23 protein-coding genes and 1 pseudogene are annotated in these 20,548 nt (G+C 59.6%); 12 read left to right on the forward strand and 12 right to left on the reverse strand.

Annotated features, from left to right (window positions below; all coding sequences use genetic code 11):
* Positions 1-148 precede the first annotated feature (148 nt).
* The gene (locus FKM97_RS16665) at positions 149-445 is read left to right on the forward strand and encodes a hypothetical protein (protein WP_144293560.1); all 297 of its coding nucleotides are present in this window, start codon (positions 149-151) and stop codon (positions 443-445) included.
* On the opposite strand, the gene FKM97_RS27055 is transcribed toward FKM97_RS16665, so the two are convergent.
* From FKM97_RS27055 to ruvX, 7 genes and pseudogenes are all read right to left on the reverse strand, one after another.
* On the reverse strand, positions 442-747 hold the full coding sequence (locus FKM97_RS27055) for a DprA-like winged helix domain-containing protein (protein WP_342783561.1): 306 nt from the start codon (positions 745-747) through the stop codon (positions 442-444). The two genes, FKM97_RS16665 and FKM97_RS27055, sit on opposite strands and share 4 nt — an antisense overlap.
* Positions 748-1,329: pseudogene (gene dprA, locus FKM97_RS27060) on the reverse strand (DNA-processing protein DprA); the annotation flags it as partial.
* Between the two features lie 15 nt (positions 1,330-1,344).
* Positions 1,345-1,593: a hypothetical protein gene (locus tag FKM97_RS27065; RefSeq protein ID WP_342783559.1), complete on the reverse strand. Its 249-nt coding sequence runs from the start codon at positions 1,591-1,593 to the stop codon at positions 1,345-1,347.
* 52 nt (positions 1,594-1,645) lie between these two features.
* Positions 1,646-2,254 (reverse strand): glycerol-3-phosphate 1-O-acyltransferase PlsY, encoded by a 609-nt coding sequence (plsY, locus tag FKM97_RS16675; RefSeq protein ID WP_144293561.1) that lies wholly within the window; start codon positions 2,252-2,254, stop codon positions 1,646-1,648.
* Entirely contained in the window at positions 2,251-3,588 is a 1,338-nt protein-coding gene (gene pyrC / locus FKM97_RS16680) for a dihydroorotase (RefSeq protein ID WP_144293562.1), read from the reverse strand. Before pyrC ends, plsY begins: the two co-directional genes overlap by 4 nt.
* The gene (locus FKM97_RS16685; protein WP_144293563.1) at positions 3,585-4,550 is read right to left on the reverse strand and encodes an aspartate carbamoyltransferase catalytic subunit; all 966 of its coding nucleotides are present in this window, start codon (positions 4,548-4,550) and stop codon (positions 3,585-3,587) included. Before FKM97_RS16685 ends, pyrC begins: the two co-directional genes overlap by 4 nt.
* 82 nt (positions 4,551-4,632) lie before the next feature.
* Positions 4,633-5,112 carry a Holliday junction resolvase RuvX gene (ruvX, locus tag FKM97_RS16690; protein ID WP_144293564.1) on the reverse strand — a complete coding sequence of 160 codons (480 nt, stop codon included), beginning with the start codon at positions 5,110-5,112 and terminating at the stop codon, positions 4,633-4,635.
* 71 nt (positions 5,113-5,183) lie between these two features.
* On the opposite strand from ruvX, the gene FKM97_RS16695 reads away from it, so the two are divergent.
* The 11 genes from FKM97_RS16695 to FKM97_RS16745 all read left to right on the forward strand — a co-directional run bounded on the left by FKM97_RS16695 (position 5,184) and on the right by FKM97_RS16745 (position 15,174).
* Entirely contained in the window at positions 5,184-5,876 is a 693-nt protein-coding gene (locus FKM97_RS16695; protein ID WP_144293565.1) for a metal-dependent hydrolase, read from the forward strand.
* Between the two features lie 11 nt (positions 5,877-5,887).
* Positions 5,888-6,703, forward strand: coding sequence for a GNAT family N-acetyltransferase (locus tag FKM97_RS16700; RefSeq protein WP_144293566.1), 816 nt, complete (start codon positions 5,888-5,890; stop codon positions 6,701-6,703).
* 160 nt (positions 6,704-6,863) lie between these two features.
* Positions 6,864-7,487, forward strand: coding sequence for a helix-turn-helix domain-containing protein (locus FKM97_RS16705; protein WP_144293567.1), 624 nt, complete (start codon positions 6,864-6,866; stop codon positions 7,485-7,487).
* Positions 7,488-7,570: 83 nt separating this feature from the next.
* Positions 7,571-7,900, forward strand: a complete 330-nt coding sequence (locus FKM97_RS16710) for an FtsB family cell division protein (protein ID WP_170240962.1) — start codon at positions 7,571-7,573, stop codon at positions 7,898-7,900.
* Positions 7,901-8,028: 128 nt separating this feature from the next.
* Positions 8,029-9,120 carry a pyruvate dehydrogenase (acetyl-transferring) E1 component subunit alpha gene (pdhA, locus tag FKM97_RS16715; protein ID WP_144293569.1) on the forward strand — a complete coding sequence of 364 codons (1,092 nt, stop codon included), beginning with the start codon at positions 8,029-8,031 and terminating at the stop codon, positions 9,118-9,120.
* 30 nt (positions 9,121-9,150) lie between these two features.
* Positions 9,151-10,608 carry a pyruvate dehydrogenase complex E1 component subunit beta gene (locus FKM97_RS16720; protein WP_144293570.1) on the forward strand — a complete coding sequence of 486 codons (1,458 nt, stop codon included), beginning with the start codon at positions 9,151-9,153 and terminating at the stop codon, positions 10,606-10,608.
* Positions 10,609-10,630: 22 nt separating this feature from the next.
* Positions 10,631-11,995: a pyruvate dehydrogenase complex dihydrolipoamide acetyltransferase gene (locus FKM97_RS16725; protein WP_144293571.1), complete on the forward strand. Its 1,365-nt coding sequence runs from the start codon at positions 10,631-10,633 to the stop codon at positions 11,993-11,995.
* A 9-nt stretch (positions 11,996-12,004) separates the two neighbouring features.
* A complete protein-coding gene (gene lpdA / locus FKM97_RS16730; RefSeq protein ID WP_144293572.1) occupies positions 12,005-13,402 on the forward strand; it encodes a dihydrolipoyl dehydrogenase in 1,398 nt (465 codons plus the stop codon).
* Positions 13,403-13,446: 44 nt separating this feature from the next.
* Entirely contained in the window at positions 13,447-13,698 is a 252-nt protein-coding gene (locus tag FKM97_RS16735; RefSeq protein ID WP_144293573.1) for a GlsB/YeaQ/YmgE family stress response membrane protein, read from the forward strand.
* A gap of 18 nt (positions 13,699-13,716) precedes the next feature.
* Positions 13,717-14,688 carry a lipoyl synthase gene (gene lipA, locus FKM97_RS16740; RefSeq protein ID WP_144293574.1) on the forward strand — a complete coding sequence of 324 codons (972 nt, stop codon included), beginning with the start codon at positions 13,717-13,719 and terminating at the stop codon, positions 14,686-14,688.
* Between the two features lie 3 nt (positions 14,689-14,691).
* Entirely contained in the window at positions 14,692-15,174 is a 483-nt protein-coding gene (locus FKM97_RS16745; RefSeq protein WP_144293575.1) for a type II toxin-antitoxin system RatA family toxin, read from the forward strand.
* Here FKM97_RS16745 and FKM97_RS16750 read toward each other — a convergent pair.
* The 5 genes from FKM97_RS16750 to FKM97_RS16770 form a co-directional block, all read right to left on the reverse strand.
* A complete protein-coding gene (locus FKM97_RS16750) occupies positions 15,171-16,133 on the reverse strand; it encodes a class I SAM-dependent methyltransferase (protein ID WP_144293576.1) in 963 nt (320 codons plus the stop codon). The genes FKM97_RS16745 and FKM97_RS16750 overlap by 4 nt on opposite strands.
* Before the next feature lie 62 nt (positions 16,134-16,195).
* Positions 16,196-17,182 carry an RluA family pseudouridine synthase gene (locus FKM97_RS16755; RefSeq protein WP_144293577.1) on the reverse strand — a complete coding sequence of 329 codons (987 nt, stop codon included), beginning with the start codon at positions 17,180-17,182 and terminating at the stop codon, positions 16,196-16,198.
* A 21-nt stretch (positions 17,183-17,203) separates the two neighbouring features.
* Positions 17,204-18,532, reverse strand: coding sequence for a replication-associated recombination protein A (locus tag FKM97_RS16760; RefSeq protein WP_144293578.1), 1,329 nt, complete (start codon positions 18,530-18,532; stop codon positions 17,204-17,206).
* 19 nt (positions 18,533-18,551) lie between these two features.
* Positions 18,552-19,958 (reverse strand): DegQ family serine endoprotease, encoded by a 1,407-nt coding sequence (locus FKM97_RS16765; RefSeq protein ID WP_144293579.1) that lies wholly within the window; start codon positions 19,956-19,958, stop codon positions 18,552-18,554.
* A gap of 85 nt (positions 19,959-20,043) precedes the next feature.
* A complete protein-coding gene (locus FKM97_RS16770; RefSeq protein WP_144293580.1) occupies positions 20,044-20,484 on the reverse strand; it encodes an Lrp/AsnC family transcriptional regulator in 441 nt (146 codons plus the stop codon).
* Positions 20,485-20,548 lie beyond the last annotated feature (64 nt).

Genomic DNA, 20,548 nt, shown 5'->3' on the forward strand with positions numbered 1-20,548 from the left:
TCTGACACGGTTCAAGGGCCGCTCGGGCTCCAAACCAGTTTGCACGTATAAATTGCTTTTCCTGCAATTTAAACTATTGCGAGCGTAGGGTCCGCTCGTTAAGAACCTGCGTCAGGATCAGACGCGAATTCGGGAAGCAGGCGCACAGATGACAGCACCGAGAGAGATGGCAATTCCCCAAACCAGAAAGGCACGTCAGGAGTGCAGCAAGGAGGTCGCCGTCGCTCGACGTCGATCCAACCAGACCTTTGAGTCGAAAGGATCAAGCGAGGCCGCGGTGGTGGAATATATCGCCGACATGGCTCTGTCTTTGCGGGACATGTCTGCAGAGGTGAATCAGCCATTTCTGGGCTACCTGCTGGAGATGGTATTCCAAGAGGCGCATTGTGAGGCACTGAAGCTGCGGTTCGCCTCAACGAAGCAGGCAAACCTCCACCAGGCCTAGGCATCGGCCAGCGCCGTCAAAGCGATGTGCTGCCGACCCGACCGTGTGATCCTACCTGCCAGTTCGAGCTCCAGAAGGACACCGTAGAGTGACCCGGGATCCAAGCCGGTCTCTCGCAACAGAGTGTCCGTGTCGGTCGGCGCGGGCCCCAAAAGGCATAGAACCCGGCGTCGATCAGCTTCGTTTGTTTCCACCTCGCTCGGCCCGGCCTGAGGGGCGCCACTCAGGGGAAAGGCGGCCTCGTCATGGCCGGCAAAGCCTTTTTGGCGAGGGAGACCCCCCATAGGTTCGAGAATTTCCATTACGTCCCGTGCGGAGGTTACAAGAGCGGCGCCATGGCGAATTAACCTGTTCGTTCCGGCCGCTCGCGGATCGAGCGGCGATCCGGGAACCGCGAAAATCTCCCGGCCTTGCTCCAACGCCATGCGGGCCGTGATCAACGATCCGGACCGCTCAGCCGCCTCCACCACCAAGACCCCTAAACTCAAGCCCGAGATCAAGCGATTGCGACGAGGAAAGTGCTTCGCCTGCGGTACGGTGCCGGGCATCATCTCGCTGATCAAAATGCCACGAATGGCGATCTCACTGGCAAGGGCTGCATTTTCGGGGGGATAGACAATCTCGATCCCACCTGCGAGCACCGCCACGGTCCCGCTCGCGAGGCTCGCCTCATGGGCCGCGGTATCGATTCCGCGCGCTAGCCCTGAGACGATGGTGATGTTGAAATGCCCGAGTTCCGCCGCAAGACGGCGAGCCAGTGTTCGGCCCACCGCGGAAGCGTCGCGCGAACCGACAATCGCGACTGTACTCCGCTGCAGAAGGCTGAGTTCGCCCTTCACAAAAATCACCGGGGGAAAGGCATCAATATGGAGGAGCAACTGAGGATAATCGGGTTCATTTCAGGCGAGCATTCGGGCGCCGAACTCTTCAGCACGCTGGAGATAGGCTTCAGCGCGTTCCCTGGCGCAGATCCTCAAAGTCCCTCGATGGCCGCCACGCGCAGAGAGCTCTGGCAGACGCTCGATTGCGCGCGCGACCGTATGGTAGCGGGACAGCAGGGCGTGGAAGGTCGCCGGTCCAACATTCTCGCTGTTGATCAGACGCAGCCAGTCTATCCGCTCAGCGCGGCTCAAGCATTTTGCGGTCATGACGGCCCCCCGGTCGCCAGGAGCAAGCTTATGCTCGCCCCATCATCCCGCCTCAGCGACCGAATTTTATCTTGGTTTCCTCACCACGCGCCAATCTTGCGATATTCTCGCGATGCGCGATGATGACGATTACCCCCATAAAGACGGCCGCGGTAGCGGGCCAGCCGCCATAAAACGCGACGCATGCCGCTGCTGTCAATGCGGTTGCAGAGATACCCCCGACGGATGAGTAGCGCGTGAGAAATGCCGCAGCGATCCAAGCCGCGATGAAAATCAGGCCCAACGGCCAGGCAAAGCCGAACATGATGCCGAGAAAGGTCGCGACGCCCTTGCCCCCCTTGAAATTCAGCCAGATGGGGAAAAGGTGTCCGAGCAATGCCGCCACACCCACCAAGGCGGCACCAGCAGGTCCCCAGCGGGCGGCGAACAAGACCGGGATTGTGCCCTTCGCAGCGTCCAGGACAAGGGTCAGGGCCGCCAGCTTTTTGGAACCGGTCCGAAGAACGTTGGTGGTGCCGATATTGCCGGAGCCGATGGAGCGGATATCACCGAGACCCGCCATGCGGGTGACAAGCAAACCAAAGGGCACCGAGCCAAAGACGTAGCCGAGCAGCATCAGAAGAAGAGACGTGGAGAAGTCGAGAGGCCAATCCGCGCTCATAACGCGGTTCCGGCACCGGAGTCGCGACTATAAACGGAGTGGCCGGCAACGACAGTCTCCATAACGCAGCCCTCCAGAACACGATGTTCAAAAGGAGAATTCTTCGACTTCGATCGCAATCCACTGGCCTCGACCCGCCAGGAGCGTTCCGGATCGATCAAGGTGAAGTCCGCTGGTGCGCCGGGACGAAGACCGCCAACGCCCATGCCGAGAATCGCTGAGGGTCCGGTACTTAACGCCTCGATGAGGCGAATGAAGGGAACAGCCCCAGCGTGCACAAGCCCCATGAGACACGGCAGCAAGGTCTCCAGCCCCACGGCGCCAAACTCAGATTCCGCAAAAGGAAGTCGCTTGGTGTCAGGCTCCTGCGGGTCATGGCCGGAGACGATGACGTCGATTGTGCCGTCGGCAACCCCCGCCACCAAAGCTGCACGGTCTTCCTCAGAGCGCAGCGGAGGGGCCAGCTTGAAGAACGTGCGGTAGGCGCCGATGTCGTGCTCATTCAGAACCAAGTGGTTGGCCGAAACCCCGCAGGTCACGGGAAGTCCATTGTCTTTGGCGCGGCGCATGAGGTCGAGCGAAGCACGGCAGGAAACCTGGGCCGCATGATAGCGTGCGCCGGTGAGTTCGACCAATCGCAGATCGCGTTCCAGCATGATGACTTCGGCAGCAGTCGGGATTCCGGAGAGGCCCAAACGACTTGCCACCTCGCCCTCATTCATCACACCACCGGCGGCGAGCTCAGGCTCTTCGACATGCTGGACCACGAGCATATCGAAGTCTCGGGCATATGAGAGGGCCCGGCGCAGGACACGAGCATTGACGACCGGTCGGTTGCCATCGGTGACCGCCACGGCGCCAGCTTCCTGGAGCATACCGATCTCGGTCATCTGCTGGCCGTTGAGCCCCTTGGTCAGGGCTGCCATGGGGGCCACCCGCACGATGGCTGTATCGCGAGCACGACGCAGGATGAAGTCGACCAGGGCGACGTCATCGATCACCGGCTCGGTATTGGGCATCACGATGATGGTCGTAACCCCGCCAGCCGCCGCCGCTTCCGAGGCCGAGGCAAGGGTTTCGCGGTGTTCGGACCCTGGCTCACCGGTGAAGACGCGCATGTCCACGAGGCCAGGCACAAGGGTCAAGCCCCTGCAATCTACACGGCGAAGATCGCCTACCGAATCGGCCGTCACGTCCGGGCCACAGGCTGTGACATCGCCATTTTCGGTGATGAGGCCTCCGCGTCCCTCGTAACCGGTGGACGGATCAACAATTTGAGCGTTGATATAGGCGCGGGCGCCATTCTCTACCGTCTGACCGGCCGGCAGAATCATGAATTGTCACCCCCGGGGAGGTTGCGGGCCAAGGCATCAAGCACTGCCATCCGCACGGCAACACCCATCTCCACCTGCTCCCGGATCACGCTTTGAACCCCATCGGCAACCGCGCTGTCGATCTCGACACCGCGGTTCATGGGCCCGGGATGCATCACCAGCGCATCGGCCTTCGCCAGGCTGAGCTTGTGTTCATCGAGACCGAAATAACGGTAATACTCACGGACCGAGGGGACGAATGCACCGTTCATGCGCTCGAGCTGCAAGCGCAGCATCATGACGATGTCGCAGCCCTCAAGCCCGTCTTCCATCCGCGAGAAAACCTGAACCCCGTAGCGTTCAACCGCATGCGGCAACAGAGAGCTTGGGGCGATCACGCGCACATCAGCACCGAGAATATGCAGCAGCAGCATGTTGGAACGGGCCACGCGGCTATGCAGGACATCGCCGCAGATCGCCACCCTGAGGCCTTGGATGCGGCCCTTGCGGCGACGGATGGTCAGCGCGTCGAGGAGTGCCTGGGTGGGGTGTTCATGTGAGCCGTCACCGGCATTGATCACAGCACAACCGACCTTTTGTGCCAGAAGCTCGACCGCCCCGGCCGACGCGTGGCGGACCACAAGGAGGTCCGGATGCATGGCGTTGAGGGTCATCGCCGTGTCGAGCAGCGTCTCGCCCTTGGAGACGGATGATCCCTTTACGGACATATTCATCACATCTGCGCCCAAGCGCTTGCCCGCGAGCTCGAACGAACTTTGGGTTCGGGTGGAGGCCTCGAAGAAAAGATTGATCTGAGTTCGGCCCCGGAGGACGGACTGCTTCTTCTCGCGCTGGCGGCTGAGCTCGACGTAATTATCAGCCAAATCAAGTAAGCTCATGACTTCGCTTGGAGAAAGACCTTCCACTCCCAACAAATGAGGTTGGGAAAGGATCGATTTTGGCCGGTTTTGGGCAAGGGTCATTAAAGGGGGATCTATAGAGATTGCCCCATCCATCAGCAAGCGCATTGATGGAGATATCAGCACCTTCGGTGAATTGTCTTTGTCAGAGACCCTTCAGCCGGTCGAGCAGCCCCTGAAGGATGTAGGCTGCGGCGATCTTGTCTATGACCTGGGCGCGGCGGGCGCGACTGGAATCGGCCTCCAGCAGCGTGCGATTTGCTGCGGCCGTCGAGAGGCGCTCATCCCAGAGCAGCACCGGCAGCGAGGTGAACTGCCCAAGATTGCGCTTGAAGGCACGAGTCGACTGGGCACGGGGCCCTTCGGTGCCGTTCATGTTGATGGGCATGCCCAGGACGATGCCGCCTACTGGCTCCTCGGCGGCGATTTCCAACAGTCGTGCGACATCCAGACTGAACTTGCGCCGGATAACGGTTTCGCGTGCCGTGGCAATGGATCGGGTGGAATCCGACATCGCGACACCAATGGTTTTCGTGCCGAGATCAAGGCCCATGAGACGCTCGCCCGGTTTCAACATCGCATTGAGTTCGAAAATCGTCAGATCCGGCAGCGTAGACTTGTTCATTGAAAACGCCGAAGCATTCGTTACGTTGGCACGAACCTCACTATTGCCACACAGATGATCGGGACCCTTACATGAAAATCACCTGGCTCGGGCATTCCGCCTTTCGTATCGATACGGGATCGAGTGCGCTGCTGATTGATCCGTTCTTGGCCGCCTTCGGTGGCGACAAGAAAGACGCGACCGAGGGCGTCACTCATATCGCTCTGACCCATGGCCATGACGATCATGTGGGCGATACAGTGGAGATCGCGAAGTCGAACGGTGCGACGGTGATCGCAGTCTTCGAACTTGCCGCCTTCCTGCAAAGCAAGGGCGTGGAAAAAGCTGAATATGCAAATACCGGCGGCAAGATCTCGGCCGGCGATTTCGACGTCACCTTCGTGAGGGCCGATCACTCCTCCTCGACCAGCGGCGCCAATGGTGAAACGATCTATCTTGGTAACCCGTGCGGTCTTGTGATCACCACGAAAGAAGGCAAAACCATCTATCATATGGGCGACACCGACATCTTCAGCGACATGGCTCTGATCGCCGAAATCCATCGTCCAGACATCGGCATCGTGCCAATTGGCGACCGCTTCACCATGGGCCCCAAGGTCGCGGCTCTCGCATGCAAGAAGTTCTTCGACTTCTCGACGATCCTCCCATGCCATTACAAGACCTTCCCGCCGCTGGTGCAGTCGGCAGAGGGCTTCGTGTCCGCGCTCGGGGAGCAGGGCGGCAAGGTGAAGGTGCTGGCAAGCGGCGAAAGCATCGACGTTTGAGAGCACGAACCATGGCCTCGACACCAAAGAAGGACGGCGTTCGGGCAAAGCGAGCGGAAGGCACCCGATCAAAAGCCGCGCCGGCCTCGACGCCGAAACGTGCCGCAGCGGACGACATTCCAGGTCCCCGCCAGCCTGTGGGACTGAAGGTCGATCCGCTGCCGCCCGGAAAGCGGCCGGACAATCGGCTTTTGTTCGGAAGAACCGTCACGCTCGAACCGCTGGACCCCTCACGGCACGCCATGCCCTTGTTCGAAGGATTCGATGCAAAAAGCGACCCGGATGGCGAAATCTGGACCTATTTGCCGTACGGACCGTGGACCGATTACACAAGCTTTTATCATTGGCTCTCAACGCAGGCCGCCGGCACAGATCCCAAATTCTACGCAATCGTGCCGCGACGGTCCCAGAAGGCCGAAGGCGTGGCCACCTATCTCAACATTCGTCCTGAACTGGGGGTGCTGGAGGTTGGCCACATCTGGTTTACGCCGCAGCTGCAGAAGACACGGGCTGCGACGGAGGCGATCTTCCTGATGATGAAGCACGCCTTCGAGGATCTCGGATGTCGGAGGTTCGAGTGGAAGTGCGATAGTCTGAACGCTCCGTCGCGCGCTGCCGCCAAGCGCTATGGCTTCCGTTTCGAGGGCATCTTTCGAAAGCACATGATCGTGAAGGGCCGGAATCGAGATACGGCCTGGTTTTCCATCACGAACGACGATTGGCCGGACATCCGCATGGGATTTCAGGCTTGGCTTGCCGACGAAAATTTCGATGACGATGGAAAGCAAAGGAAGCCACTCGGCGCATTCGTCCGACCAGGAGAATAGCAGCCACTCACTTCGTTCCTTTTTTCGCTACGGCGTTTGATGCTACGAACAGTGTCGATTGACATGCATGCCGCCGCCGACGGTAGCCGCCAAGGCTGCCGTCATGGTCTCGGCGTCATGCTCGTTTCATTGAACAAACAGCCTTTCGGGGACCATTCATATGTCAGTTCGTCGCCGCCGCGTCACCGGAGAAACCGCGGAGAATGAGGCCGCTCCTGGACTTGGCAAAACCATTCAACGCCTGCGCAAGGCCTATAACATGTCGCTGGGAGAGCTTTCCGAACAGTCGGGTGTCGCAAAGTCAATCATCTCGCAAATCGAACGAAACGAAACCAATCCAACCATTAGTACGGTCTGGCGGTTATCCAAGGCGCTCGACATCACCCTGGACGAAGTGCTCAAAACCGACAGTCCGCAGAATTTTCTGCAACACCAGACGCGTGCGGGCGTGCCAACACTGACCAGTGAAGACGGTCTTTGCACCCTGCACATCATCGGGGCACTGGACCTGGTGGAAATGTTCCAGGTCTATGATTTTCACGCTAAGCCTGGAGGGACTCTTGAATCGGAACCGCATCAGCAAGGGTGCGTAGAACATCTTTCGGTTCTTAAGGGCACACTCAGCGTGACGATCGAAGGGGAGACCCGGGACATCAAGATGGGCGAAACCCTGCGTTATCGTGGCGACCGATCCCATAAAATAGCAAATACAGGACTTGAGGACGCCCAGGCCACTATGGTCGTCGCGCTCCGCGTGCCTGTGATCGAGGAACGGCGCAGCTGAAGGTTTCTCCCTTGCGACGTCTAACAGGGTGTTAACCCTTCCGCCCTATCCTCATGGCACGATCTCATCGGGCCAAAACACCCATGCGCAAGAACTATAAGACGGGCCTCCTCTTTATGCTTGGGGCCATGGGTGCCCTGGGTTATTTCACCTGGCATGGGCTGCACGGCAGCCGCGGGGTCGAGCGGGTGGCCACCCTCAATATTGAGGTGAAGCGTCTCGAAAAATCCCTGGGTGAGCTGAAGCTCCAGCGGAGCAGACTAGAGAAGCAGGTGGTTCTTCTGCGTCCCGAGAGCATTGACCCGGATATGCTCGACGAGGAGGCTCGGCTCCTTTTGGGATTTGCAAATGAGAATGATCGATCAATTCCTCTGAATGCGGACGGAAGCGCCGCAAGCATGGGATTTAACTGAATTTCGGTTAATTTGAAAAACTCTTTGTTTCACAGGGCTTTAGGTCTCCATTTTTAGCAACTTAAACCTATGGTAATGCGCCCGGGGAGTCGCTATCTTCCAATTCAGAGCTTCGATTGGAGAAAGTGATGGCGGCGCGAAAGCCAAGACCTGCAAGCGGCAGCAAGGATACCAAAGCGAACGCGCCGAAGCGGAAGGCCGTCGCAGCGCCGGCACCAAAAGAAATCGCGATCGCTAATTTTTCGCGCAGCGAAGATCTGCAGGCCCTCCACGACATGCTGCTGATCCGCCGTTTCGAGGAGAAGGCCGGCCAGCTCTACGGCATGGGCTTTATCGGCGGCTTCTGTCATCTCTATATCGGGCAGGAGGCTGTTGTTGTTGGGATGCAGATGGCTCTCGATCCGGGCGACGAGGTGGTAACCTCCTATCGCGACCATGGTCACATGCTGGCGACAGGAATGGATCCGAAGGGTGTGATGGCCGAGCTTACGGGGCGCCGAAATGGCTACTCCAAGGGCAAGGGCGGTTCGATGCACATGTTCAGCCGGGAGAAGTCCTTCTTCGGTGGACACGGCATCGTAGGCGCACAGGTGCCGATCGGAACCGGCCTCGCATTCTCCAACAAGTACAAAGACAATGGCAACGTCGCGATCACCTATTTCGGTGAGGGCGCCGCCAATCAGGGCCAAGTCTATGAGAGCTTCAACATGGCCTCGCTCTGGAAGCTTCCGGTGGTCTACGTCATCGAGAACAACCAGTATGCGATGGGCACGTCCATCGTTCGCGCGGCAGCGCAATCTGAGGAGCTCTATCACCGAGGCCAAGCCTTTGGTATCCCAGGCGAGCGGGTGAACGGAATGGATGTACGCGCCGTGAAGGGCGCGGGCGATTACGCTGTCGAGCATTGCCGGACCGGAAAAGGGCCGATCATCCTCGAAATGCGAACCTATCGCTACCGCGGCCATTCGATGTCCGATCCCGCGAAATACCGTACCCGTGATGAGGTGCAGAAAATGCGCCAGGAGCAGGATCCAATCGAACAGGTGCGGAAGCGCCTGCTCGAAGGCGGGGAATCAAGTGAGGATGATCTCAAGGAGATCGATCGCAAGATCCGGGAACAGGTGACGGAAGCCGCCGAATTCGCCCAGGCCGATCCGGAGCCCGATCCCTCGGAACTCTGGACCGATATCTATGTCGAAGCTCCCGCAGAGCGCGCTTAATCCCATCCCCGCGGCAGGATTCCGTTTCTCATGACCACGCAAATCTTGATGCCCGCCCTGTCACCGACCATGGAGGAGGGCAAGCTTGCAAAATGGCTCGTCAAAGAGGGAGACAAAGTCTCCTCCGGAGATGTGATCGCCGAGATCGAAACCGACAAAGCCACGATGGAAGTCGAGGCAGTCGACGAAGGCACCGTCGCCAAAATCCTGGTGCCGGCAGGCACTGAAGGGGTGAAGGTCAACACGCCGATCGCCACGCTTGCGGGGGAGGGCGAGGCGACATCGACGGAGGCGCCTGCAAAGGCCGTCGCCGCTGCGCCTGAACCGAAGGCCCCCCCGGCTTCTGCCGTTCAGCCAACGCCTGCGGCGAAGACTGCAGAGGAACATCCGGAGCATGCGCAAGCGCCTGCCGGCAAGACTGAAAAAAGCGAGCAGAGGTCGCACGGGTCCAACCATCGCGGCGATGGGGCGGATCTGGCCGATTCCGAGATCCCTGCGGGCACGGAACTCGTCTCCATGACGGTGAGAGAGGCGCTGCGCGACGCAATGGCGGAAGAGATGCGCGCGGATGATGCTGTGTTCGTCATGGGAGAGGAAGTTGCCGAATATCAGGGTGCCTACAAGGTCACCCAGGGGCTGTTAGAGGAATTTGGACCCCGGCGGGTGATCGATACGCCAATCACAGAACACGGCTTCGCCGGTCTCGCGGTGGGAGCGGCGTTCGGCAAGCTCAAGCCGGTTGTCGAATTCATGACGTTCAACTTCGCCATGCAGGCCATGGACCAGATCATCAATTCGGCCGCCAAGACACTCTACATGTCGGGGGGACAAATGGGCGCGCAGATGGTGTTTCGCGGCCCCAATGGACCCGCGGCTCGGGTCGCTGCCCAGCACAGCCAAGATTATTCCTCCTGGTATGCCCATGTGCCAGGACTCAAAGTTGTTGCACCCTATTCGGCCGCCGATGCCAAGGGCCTGCTCAAGGCCGCGATCCGAGATCCCAATCCGGTGATTTTCCTCGAGAACGAGTTGCTTTACGGGCGCTCCTTCGACGTACCGAAGTTGGATGATTGGGTGGTGCCGATCGGAAAGGCTCGGGTGGTTCGCCCCGGTGACCAGGTGACCATCGTGTCCTATTCCATGGGCATGCATTACGCGCTGGAAGCCGCCCAGAAACTTGCTGCCGACGGGATCGAGGCTGAGGTCATCGACCTGCGCTCGCTACGCCCTTTGGACATGGCGACTGTTATCGCCAGCGTCAAGAAAACCAACCGCTGCGTGACAGTGGAAGAAGGCTGGCCGGTCTGCTCGATCGGATCTGAAATCTCGGCACGGCTGATGGACGAGGCCTTCGACTGGCTCGATGCTCCGGTCACCCGCGTCAATGGCAAGGATGTCCCCATGCCCTATGCGGCAAATCTCGAAAAGCTGGCGCTGCCGTCCATCGATGAGGTGATCGAGGCCGTGCACAAGGTGCTCTACCGATAATTCCGCAGCAGGACCCGCACTCATGCCCACTCCCATCCTGATGCCCGCCTTATCTCCCACCATGGAGGAAGGCAAGCTCGCGAAATGGCTCGTCAAGGAGGGGGATAAGATCGCCTCCGGGGACGTCATTGCGGAAATAGAGACCGACAAGGCCACCATGGAAGTGGAAGCGGTCGACGAGGGCACGATGGGGAAGATCCTCGTCCCCGCGGGCACGGAAGGCGTTAAAGTCAATGCCGAGATCGCCGTGCTGTTGGGCGAGGGGGAAAAGGCCGCCGACATCGCGGCATCGGTCGGCGGGAAGTCGCAAAGCAAGGCCGCCCCCAGCGCTGCACCCGTGAAGGAGCCCGTTCAACGGACGCCCCCTCCTGAGGAGGATGCGAAACCTGCGCCGCAAGCTGCTCCGCGCGAAGAACGCAGGACGCAAACAGCGGCAACCGAGGCAAAAGGCGAACGCATTTTCGCGTCTCCCCTGGCGCGACGGCTGGCAAAGGAAGCCGGGATCGACCTCGGTTCCATCGTGGGTTCCGGACCCCATGGCCGGGTGGTCCAGGCGGATGTCGAGAAGACCAAGACTGAGACGCCGACGGCCACGACCGCCGCAGCCGCTGCTCAGCCGGCGCAGGCACCTAAGCTCGCGGCGGCCATGCCGGATGCCGAGATTCGTAAGTTCTTCGCCGATGACAGCTACGAAATCGTCCCCCATGACGGCATGCGAAAGGTGATCGCCCGCCGGCTGACCCAGTCGAAGCAGACGATCCCGCATTTCTATCTGACCCTCGACTGCGTGATCGATGGATTGCTAGAGACCCGCCAACGGCTGAACGACCGCGCTCCCACGGACAAGGACGGAAAGCCGAGCTACAAAATCTCGGTCAACGACTTCGTCATCAAAGCCATGGGTCAGGCCCTGCAGATGGTGCCGGAGGCAAATGTGACCTGGACGGACGAAGGGATGCTGAAGCATCGTCGCTCGGATGTCGGCGTTGCGGTCGCCATTCCCGGCGGGCTGATCACGCCCGTCGTACGCCAGGTGGAAACGAAGGGGCTCGCCGCAATCTCCAACGAGATGAAGGATTATGCCGTACGGGCGCGGGCGCGAAAGCTGATGCCGGACGAGTATCAGGGCGGCACCACCGCCATCTCCAATCTCGGCATGTATGGCATCAAGGACTTTGCTGCCGTGATCAACCCTCCGCATGCAACAATCTTGGCCGTCGGAGCCGGAGAGAAGCGACCGGTCGTGCTCGATGATACGATTGTCATCCGCAGCGTGATGTCACTCACTCTCTCAACGGATCATCGGGCGGTCGATGGTGCTCTTGGCGCCGAGTTGCTGCAGGCGATCAAGAGCCTGATCGAAGAACCGGCGATGATGCTGGTCTAGGAGCATCCCATGGCTGACACCTCCTTTGACGTGATCATCATCGGCTCGGGCCCCGGCGGTTATGTGACCGCCATCCGCTCGGCCCAGCTCGGCTTCAAGACAGCCGTCGTCGAAGAGAAGGAGCTCGGCGGCATCTGCCTGAACTGGGGCTGCATCCCGACCAAAGCCCTGCTGCGCTCGGCGGAGATCTATCATTATCTGCAGCATCCCAGCGACTACGGACTATCGGCGGAGAATGTGCGCTTTGATACGGCCGCCGTGGTGAAACGTTCCCGCAACGTGGCGGCACAGCTTAGCCGCGGCGTCGCCTTCCTGATGAAAAAGAACAAGATCACCGTGATCGACGGCCGCGGTCGTCTCAAGGGGGCAGGGACGGTGGCGGTGACAAAGGACGGCAAGCCGGTTGGCGATTACAAGGCCAAGCATATCATCTTGGCGACGGGCGCACGGCCACGCGCATTGCCCGGGATGGAACCCGACAAGGCGCTGATCTGGACCTATTTCGAGGCCATGGTGCCGGAAAAAATGCCGGCAAAACTGCTGGTCATCGGTTCAGGCGCCATCGGTATCGAATTCGCTTCATTCTACCGGACGATGGGTTCGGACGTCACGGTCGTTGAGGTGCTCCCGCAGATCCTGCCGGTTGAAGATGCGGAGATTGCTGCACATGCCCGTAAACGCTTCGAGAAGCAGGGCATCAAGATCATTACAGGCGCCAAGGTCACAAGCCTGAAAAAGGCTGCCGACAGCGTGACCGCGATGATCGACGATGGCAAGTCAAGCCAGGAAATCACCGCCGATCGTGTCATTTCAGCGGTTGGCGTAGTGGGCAATGTGGAGGATCTTGGACTCGAGAGCACGAAGGTGAAGATCGAACGCGGCCTCATCATCGCTGACGCGTTCGGCCGGACTGCAGAACGGGGCATCTATGCGATTGGCGACGTCTCTGGAACCCCGATGCTGGCGCACAAGGCGGAGCATGAGGGCGTGGTCTGTATCGAGCAGATTGCCGGCCTTCAGCCACATCCTCTCGACAAACTGAAAATACCGGGCTGCACCTACAGCCAGCCGCAGATCGCCTCGGTCGGCCTGACGGAAGCGCGAGCCAAAGAGGCGGGGCATGACGTCCGGGTTGGACGCTTCCCCTTCATCGGCAATGGCAAGGCCATTGCACTGGGCGAACCGGAGGGCATGGTCAAGACCATCTTCGACAAGAAGACAGGCCAGCTCCTGGGCGCCCATATGGTGGGGGCCGAGGTGACTGAACTGATCCAGGGATTCGTCATCGCCATGAACCTCGAGACGACGGAAGAGGAGCTGATGCATAGTGTGTTCCCCCATCCTACCCTGTCTGAAATGATGCATGAGTCGGTGCTTGACGCTTATGGACGCGTCATCCACATGTGAACGGCGTTGCGGGCCGTTCCGCGTCTGACTGTCGGAGGATGATCATGGAAGGTGTGGGTTGGATCAGCTGGATCATCATCGGACTGATCGCAGGGTGGATCGCAGAGAAGGTCACCAGCCGGGATCACGGGCTGCTGACAAATCTCGTGGTAGGCCTGATCGGCGGCGTGATCGGTGGCTGGTTGTCAACGAAGCTCGGGCTCCAGGTTGCACCGGGTTTTTGGGGATCACTGCTGGTTGCGACGGCGGGAGCCATCATCCTCCTGTTCATCGTCGGGATTTTCCGGCGTCGATAAAGCGAAGCGACCGAATTAATGGTCAATCTCATCGACACGATCGACAAACGTACGGTCCGGCATCCCGAAAAGGCGCACAGGCCCGATAGTCCAGTGCTGAAGAAGCCTGACTGGATCCGTGTGCGCGCGCCGGGCTCGGCCGTCTATAACGAGACTCGGCAGATCGTTCGTGAAAACAAGCTCGTCACGGTCTGCGAGGAGGCAGGTTGTCCCAATATCGGCGAGTGCTGGTCGAAGAAGCACGCGACCTTCATGATCATGGGCGAGATCTGCACGCGGGCCTGCGCCTTCTGCAACGTGCGAACCGGGTTGCCGCTGGCCCTTGACCCCCACGAGCCCCAAAGCGTCGCAGCCGCTGTTGGGAAGCTCGGCCTTGCCCACGTGGTCATCACCTCCGTCGACCGTGACGATCTCGATGATGGCGGCGCTCAGCATTTCGCCGCCGTGGTGGAGGCAATTCGAACGCTGAACCCGCTGACCACGATAGAGATCCTGACGCCCGACTTTCTACGCAAAGAGGGCGCCCTGAGGGTTGTGGTGGAAAGCGGCCCCGACGTGTTCAATCACAATCTCGAGACCGTCCCTTCGCATTATCTGAAAGTGCGGCCTGGGGCGCGCTATTTCCACTCCTTGCGGCTGCTTCAGCAAGTGAAAGAACTTGATCCCTCCATGTTCACAAAATCGGGGATCATGGTCGGGCTGGGCGAAACGCGGGAAGAAGTGCTGCAGGTGATGGACGACATGCGGGCCGCACAGATCGACTTCATCACGATCGGGCAGTATCTGCAGCCAACGCGGAAGCATATCGCGGTCGATCGCTTCGTCACCCCCGACGAGTTCAAGGCCTATGAGCAGATTGCCTATGCCAAAGGTTTTCTGATGGTCTCCTCAAGCCCGCTGACGCGCTCTTCGCATCATGCCGGAGACGATTTCGCGCGGTTGAGGGCGGCGCGTCAGGCAAAGCTGGCTGCCGCTTCGGCGGTGGGCTAGATCATGCGCGATTTTAAAACCAGTTACCGCATGCCTTATTCCGCGGAGGAAATGTTCGCTTTAGCCGCAGACATCCAACGCTATCCCGAATTCGTGCCACTGTGCGAAAAGGCAATCATCCACGGGCGTAAGCCACTGCCATCAAATCGCGAAAGCGTCGATGCTTCGCTCATCGTGGGATATGAAAAGCTCCACCTTCATGAAACGTTCCGGAGCGACGTTACCCTGGATCCGGAGCACCTTCACATCACGTCGATCTCGACGACGGGACCCGTTAAGCAACTGCAGGCGGACTGGACCTTCGTGCCTCTCGGGGACATGGCCTCGCGCATCGATTTTAAAGTCGCCTATCAAATGCGGTCGATGCCGCTACAGATCCTGATGTCGGTCATGTTCGACAAGGCCTTCGGCAAAATCGCGCATGCCTTCAAGACCCGCGCAGACGCGGTTTATGGACAGAGTGCACCCGAAACGGCAAAAGCTTAGACGCTATCCGGCCGACGTTTGCGCAAGACAAAACACACTTTATTGGAAAACAGTTCATTCTCCGGATAGGCTTTGAGCTCGCGAGCAAGTTCGGGCGAGAGGTAGGCGCGTCCGAGATCAGGCTCGAGGGCGCGGTCTTCGAGAATGTCGAATTTGTGCGAGAACACCTCACGAAATTCCCGACGGGACAGTCTGTTCAGAACCGTGTCGGCCAGTGGAGTCGATCGACGCAGATGCTGCCAAGCGGCCCCAGGATCGGGTGTACCCCGTCTCACCTCGTCATCATACCATTCCGGATCGTGACTGCCGGTGATGCCTGTAAAAATCAGAGGCTTGATAATGGCGATACCGTGATCGGCGAGGTTTTCTGCCATGCGCAGGAGGACCCTTTCCAATTGCGGCCGCGGGATATGCTCGAACACGTCCTCCGAATAAATGACATCAAACTCGCCTGTCGTCCTCGCCCAAGTCTCCGGCAGGGCGGCGTCTCCGACGAGCATGCGGGACCAGGGAAATTCAAACGTCGTCTGAAAACTCCGCTCCCAGGCCAAAATGAAATCGCGCCAGATGGATCTATCGAACAGAGCACTTCTTACCGCCGTCTTCGCTGCCCGGACCGCTCCATTGGTTCTCGCGATGTCCATGAGCCGTGAGGTCCCCGGCCGATATTGCGGAAGCTCAAGGTCAAGACCCCGAACATCCATTCTAGCGCCATGCATCCACAGCAAACGGAAGGGAAACTGGCCAAAGCCGACTTCCAGGACGCGGGATGTTGTCAGGTCCACCCCATAGCGGCTGGCGAGGCGCCGGTCGTCTTCCAGCTCCCGATCCGCACGAGCAGAATCGAAATTGCGCCGGTACCCCGATCCATAGAGCTTGAGAAGCTTCCAGAGGTAAAAAGCGCGTCTCGCCGGCCCGATCTCCGAGGAGGAAGACGCCGTTTGCGGATCGTTGTGCATGGTTCCGAGCTGCCCCCAACCGGTTCCGATACGCAAGTGTAGAGGAAGACGGTGACGGTAGGCTAGCCCCGTTCGGCAAAGACCTTGAATGGATCTTCCGCGCCTGGTTCGAAGTCAAAATATCGCAGAGCTTTGCACATATGCGCCGGAGGCTCAGCGATCAGGCGGAGCCCGCCGCGGCGGGGATGGGGTAAAGTAAGTCCCCGGGCATGAAGATGGAGAACTGGATCCAGATCGTCCGAAATAAAGGCGTCTTCGCCGCCATATTTACGGTCGCCAAGGATGGGATGACCAATCGCGGCCATGTGGGCCCGCAATTGATGAGTGCGCCCCGTGCGAGGGCTCAAGGCGACGAAAGCCGCTCTTTGTCCGGCGTGCGCGAGGACTGTGTAGTCGGTAACCGCGTTCTGGGCCTCTTCATCCTCGGGATCAGACACCTCGACACGCTGGTCACCGGCGCGTCCGGCTTTTTTCAATGCCGCGTCGATCGTTCCCGAATGGGGTCGGGGCACGCCGCGGACGAAGGCCCAATAGACTTTAAGGGCCTCCCTCGATTTGAAGCTGCGGCCCAGAGCAGCAGCAGCTGTTCGGTTGCGGGCGAGGAGAAGGATACCACTGGTGTCGCGGTCGAGCCGATGAACGAGCCGGGGCCGTTCCTCGGCATCGAAAACCAGTGCGTCCAGCATGCCATCGATGTGTCGCTCAGTCTTCGTGCCACCCTGGACGGCAAGGCCCGAGGGCTTGTTCAGGGCCAGCACCTCAGGGTCGCGATGGATGACCAGCGATTGGAGCAGGCGTATGTCCTCGGGGCGGATCTTCGGTGAAGCCTTATTGGCCGGGGCTTGGGTCAGCGGAGGAACCCGCACCGCTTGGCCCTTCGCAATCCGATCGGCCGCCTTCGCGCGGCTGCCATCAAGGCGCACCTGACCCTTTCGCAGAAGCTTCTCCAAAGCGCCATGGTTGAGCTCCGGGTAATGCGCCTTGAACCAGCGGTCCAGACGCATTCCGTCCTCGTCACTCGAAACGGTGATAATAGCTACTCCGCTCATGCCGTTCGTCCCGGTCCCTTGCTACGCGTCCGCTTTGCCGTCTGCCTGGCGGGTTTGCCTGAGCTTCGCCCAATAATCGAGCCTCTTGCGGATCTCGCGCTCGAAACCGCGCTCAGGGGGCTCGTAATACTTCTGACGGCCCATGCCGTCGGGAAAATAGTCCTGGCCCGAGAAGGCGTCAGGTGCATCATGGTCGTAGTCGTAGCCTGACCCGTAGCCTTGGCCCTTCATCAACTTGGTCGGCGCGTTCAAGATGTGCATCGGTGGAGACAGGGATCCGGTCTCCTTGGCGTTTCGCGTGGCTGCCTTAAACGCCTTATAGCCCGCATTCGATTTGGGCGCGGTCGCCAAATAGATCACCGCCTGCGCGAGGGCCAACTCGCCCTCAGGAGAGCCGAGAAAGTCATAGGTATCCTTAGCAGCAATCGTCTGCACCAGGGCCTGGGGATCGGCCAACCCAATGTCCTCTATGGCCATTCGGACCAAGCGGCGCGCCAGATAGAGAGGATCTTCGCCGGCGACAAGCATCCGTGCCAGGTAATAGAGCGAGGCGTCCGGGTCGGATCCACGGACGGCTTTGTGTAGTGCCGAAATGAGATTGTAGTGACCGTCACGCGATTTGTCGTAAAGCGGCATGCGACGCTGCACGATGTCAGCAAGGCCGGCAGAATCGAGCCTGTCTTCCGACCTGATTACGGTCGCAAAGACTTCTTCCGCCATATTCAGCAAGTAGCGTCCATCGCCGTCAGCAAGCTGCAACAGGGCTGCGCGGGCATCCTGGTCCAGGGGCAAAGGCCGCCCCTCATAGGTTTCGGCGCGGGTCAGCAACAGGTCCAACGCACCCGTATCAAGGCGACGTAGCGTCAACACCTGTGATCGTGACAGCAAAGCGGCGTTCAGTTCAAAGGAGGGGTTCTCCGTCGTCGCCCCGACCAGGGTGATGGTGCCGTCCTCCATCACCGGCAGAAAACTGTCCTGCTGGGTGCGGTTGAAGCGGTGAATCTCGTCGATGAACAGCAGGGTGCCACGACCCTGCTGTCGGTTACCGCGCGCCGACTCGAACGCCTTCTTGAGGTCCTGCACGCCGGAAAATATCGCCGACATCTGTACGAACACAAGATTGGCTTCCCGCGCCAGAAGGCGGGCGATGGTTGTCTTGCCTGTCCCTGGTGGTCCCCAAAGAATGACGGAAGAGAACCGTCCAGCCCGCAACATGCGGGTGATGATGCCGTCATCGCCGACCAGATGATCCTGGCCGACCACTTCCGACAGAGTTTCAGGACGCAAGCGATCTGCCAAAGGCCGCGGCGCCTCGCGCTCCAGTCCAGCCGCCTCAAACAGATTGCTCATGCCGTCGACATACCTTGCCTCAGCCGCCGAAGCGAGATGAGATCACCCGTCCATCGCGTTCGATCGTGACTGCCCAGCCACTGGTGCCGTCAGCGATGGCGCGAACGACATCATCGACCGAAGCCATTTCACGGCCGTTGATCTCGCGCAACACATCTCCCGGACGAAAGCCCAGGCGACTCGCGGGGCCGCGTTTCAGATCAGTGACGATCACCCCTTTCTGCGGCTTCTTGACGCCAAGTTCATCGGCCAAGGCCGGTGACAGGTTGCTAATGACAAGACCGCTTAGGGGCGTTCGACCGGTCAAGGTGGTCTCATTGCGGGGCGGCACCTCTGGAGCGGCGATCAAGGTGACGTCGGCACTTCGCCGCTTTCCGTCGCGGAGATAATCGACCTTCGCGCTCGACCCCACCCGCAACATCGAGAAACGGTAGGTCGCCGCGGCTGGGCTGTCGATCGACTTGCCGTCCACATCGATGACGACATCGCCCCGTTTCAGTCCCGCCTTGAGCAAGGGGGAGGCCGGATGGCCATCGACCACAACGGCGCCGCTGGGCAGCTTCATACCAAGGGAATCCGCGATGTCGGGAGTGATGTCCTGCAATTCCACGCCCAACCAGGGACGGATGATCTTACCCCCGGCGCGGGCAGACTCCACAACCAGCCTGACTGTGTCGGCGGGAATGGCGAAGCCGATGCCGATGGAGCCGCCCGAGCGTGAATAAATCGCCGTATTGATGCCGACGAGGCGTCCGTTCATGTCTACCAGGGGCCCTCCGGAATTGCCGGGATTGATGGCGGCATCGGTCTGGATGAAGAACTGGTAGTCATTGATGCCCACGGCTGTGCGTGCCACCGCCGATACAATGCCGCTGGTCACCGTCTGGCCCACGCCGAACGGATTGCCGATGGCCAGGACCAGGTCTCCGACCTCCAGATCATCGCTGTCGTCGAAGGCGAGGCTGGGGAGTGCGGCTCCCTCTGCGTCAATCTTGAGGACGGCGAGATCGGTGCGTTCATCTGACAGCAGCACCTTGGCCTCAAATTCTCTCTTATCCGACAGCACAACCAAAATGTCAGATCCCTCACCGACGACGTGGTTGTTCGTCACGATCAGACCGTCAGAACTGACAATAGCACCGGATCCCAAAGACCGCTCAACGCGCTCGCGTGGCACGCCAAAGCCGCCATTATTACCAAAGAAGCGCTGGAAGAATGGATCCTGAAAGATCGAGTTCATACCCTGGGAGCGGACCACACGACGGGCATAAATGTTCACCACCGCCGGTGCCGTGGATTTTACGATTGGCGAGAAGGAAAGCTGCAATTCCTGCCGCGTTTCCGGCACCTGTCTCTCCTGTGCTTGCACAGGAGAGATCAGGATGCAGGCCACCATACTGGCGAGCAGGGTTCGGAGCATTGTCATACGCGCGATTCCTCGAGGCTAGATCCGGTCACGATGTGTTCCGGCTTCAGTAAATGGGGATCAAGGCGGATCCATGCAAAAGGCATCAGCGCCGATCAATTTTAGTCGAGAGCACAACGGCCGATTCCGTCCGGGTCACCCCTTGAATCTGCCCGATCTCGTCGAGCAGCCGGTCAAGATCCTGAGTCGAATTGGTTCTCAACATCGCGACGATGTCGTATTTTCCGCTGACTGTATAAAGCTGCTCCACGGGGCTAAGCTTGCCCAGTGTGCGGACAACATCCAGGCTACGGCGCGGCTCGATTTCTATTGTCACAAAAGCCTTTAAAGCCGCCTGTTCGACCTGATCGCCGAGCTTTACGGCGTAGCCTGCAATGATACCTCGGGATTCAAGCCGCTTGAGCCTGTCCTGAACCGTGGAGCGTGACAGGCCCAATTTGCGGGCCAGTGTGGTCACTGATTCCCGCGCGTTCAAACGTAGTGCCGAAAGGAGTTCCTGATCTTTTGCAGTGAGGGCGTTCGACATGTTGGGGCAAGCTTATGACAGATTCACGGGCAATCCGTCAAAGTCGCGCAATCTGTCGTCTATT

It is taken from the genome of Rhodoligotrophos appendicifer (assembly GCF_007474605.1).
GTDB classification, from domain to species: Bacteria; Pseudomonadota; Alphaproteobacteria; order Rhizobiales; family Im1; genus Rhodoligotrophos; species Rhodoligotrophos appendicifer.

Excerpts from the sequence above, each read along its gene's own strand:
- pdhA (WP_144293569.1), top strand. The coding sequence starts at position 8,029 with ATGGCGGCGCGAAAGCCAAGACCTGCAAGCGGCAGCAAGGATACCAAA.
- pyrC (WP_144293562.1), bottom strand. The coding sequence starts at position 3,588 with ATGATTCTGCCGGCCGGTCAGACGGTAGAGAATGGCGCCCGCGCCTAT.
- FKM97_RS16765 (WP_144293579.1), bottom strand. The coding sequence starts at position 19,958 with ATGACAATGCTCCGAACCCTGCTCGCCAGTATGGTGGCCTGCATCCTG.
- FKM97_RS16705 (WP_144293567.1), top strand. The coding sequence starts at position 6,864 with ATGTCAGTTCGTCGCCGCCGCGTCACCGGAGAAACCGCGGAGAATGAG.
- lpdA (WP_144293572.1), top strand. The coding sequence starts at position 12,005 with ATGGCTGACACCTCCTTTGACGTGATCATCATCGGCTCGGGCCCCGGC.
- FKM97_RS16755 (WP_144293577.1), bottom strand. The coding sequence starts at position 17,182 with ATGAGCGGAGTAGCTATTATCACCGTTTCGAGTGACGAGGACGGAATG.
- FKM97_RS16720 (WP_144293570.1), top strand. The coding sequence starts at position 9,151 with ATGACCACGCAAATCTTGATGCCCGCCCTGTCACCGACCATGGAGGAG.
- FKM97_RS16760 (WP_144293578.1), bottom strand. The coding sequence starts at position 18,532 with ATGAGCAATCTGTTTGAGGCGGCTGGACTGGAGCGCGAGGCGCCGCGG.
- FKM97_RS16725 (WP_144293571.1), top strand. The coding sequence starts at position 10,631 with ATGCCCACTCCCATCCTGATGCCCGCCTTATCTCCCACCATGGAGGAA.
- plsY (WP_144293561.1), bottom strand. The coding sequence starts at position 2,254 with ATGAGCGCGGATTGGCCTCTCGACTTCTCCACGTCTCTTCTTCTGATG.
- lipA (WP_144293574.1), top strand. The coding sequence starts at position 13,717 with ATGGTCAATCTCATCGACACGATCGACAAACGTACGGTCCGGCATCCC.
- FKM97_RS16700 (WP_144293566.1), top strand. The coding sequence starts at position 5,888 with ATGGCCTCGACACCAAAGAAGGACGGCGTTCGGGCAAAGCGAGCGGAA.
- ruvX (WP_144293564.1), bottom strand. The coding sequence starts at position 5,112 with ATGAACAAGTCTACGCTGCCGGATCTGACGATTTTCGAACTCAATGCG.
- FKM97_RS27055 (WP_342783561.1), bottom strand. The coding sequence starts at position 747 with ATGGAAATTCTCGAACCTATGGGGGGTCTCCCTCGCCAAAAAGGCTTT.
- FKM97_RS16695 (WP_144293565.1), top strand. The coding sequence starts at position 5,184 with ATGAAAATCACCTGGCTCGGGCATTCCGCCTTTCGTATCGATACGGGA.
- FKM97_RS16665 (WP_144293560.1), top strand. The coding sequence starts at position 149 with ATGACAGCACCGAGAGAGATGGCAATTCCCCAAACCAGAAAGGCACGT.
- FKM97_RS16745 (WP_144293575.1), top strand. The coding sequence starts at position 14,692 with ATGCGCGATTTTAAAACCAGTTACCGCATGCCTTATTCCGCGGAGGAA.
- FKM97_RS16685 (WP_144293563.1), bottom strand. The coding sequence starts at position 4,550 with ATGACCCTTGCCCAAAACCGGCCAAAATCGATCCTTTCCCAACCTCAT.
- FKM97_RS16710 (WP_170240962.1), top strand. The coding sequence starts at position 7,571 with ATGCGCAAGAACTATAAGACGGGCCTCCTCTTTATGCTTGGGGCCATG.
- FKM97_RS16750 (WP_144293576.1), bottom strand. The coding sequence starts at position 16,133 with ATGCACAACGATCCGCAAACGGCGTCTTCCTCCTCGGAGATCGGGCCG.
- FKM97_RS27065 (WP_342783559.1), bottom strand. The coding sequence starts at position 1,593 with ATGACCGCAAAATGCTTGAGCCGCGCTGAGCGGATAGACTGGCTGCGT.
- FKM97_RS16770 (WP_144293580.1), bottom strand. The coding sequence starts at position 20,484 with ATGTCGAACGCCCTCACTGCAAAAGATCAGGAACTCCTTTCGGCACTA.
- FKM97_RS16735 (WP_144293573.1), top strand. The coding sequence starts at position 13,447 with ATGGAAGGTGTGGGTTGGATCAGCTGGATCATCATCGGACTGATCGCA.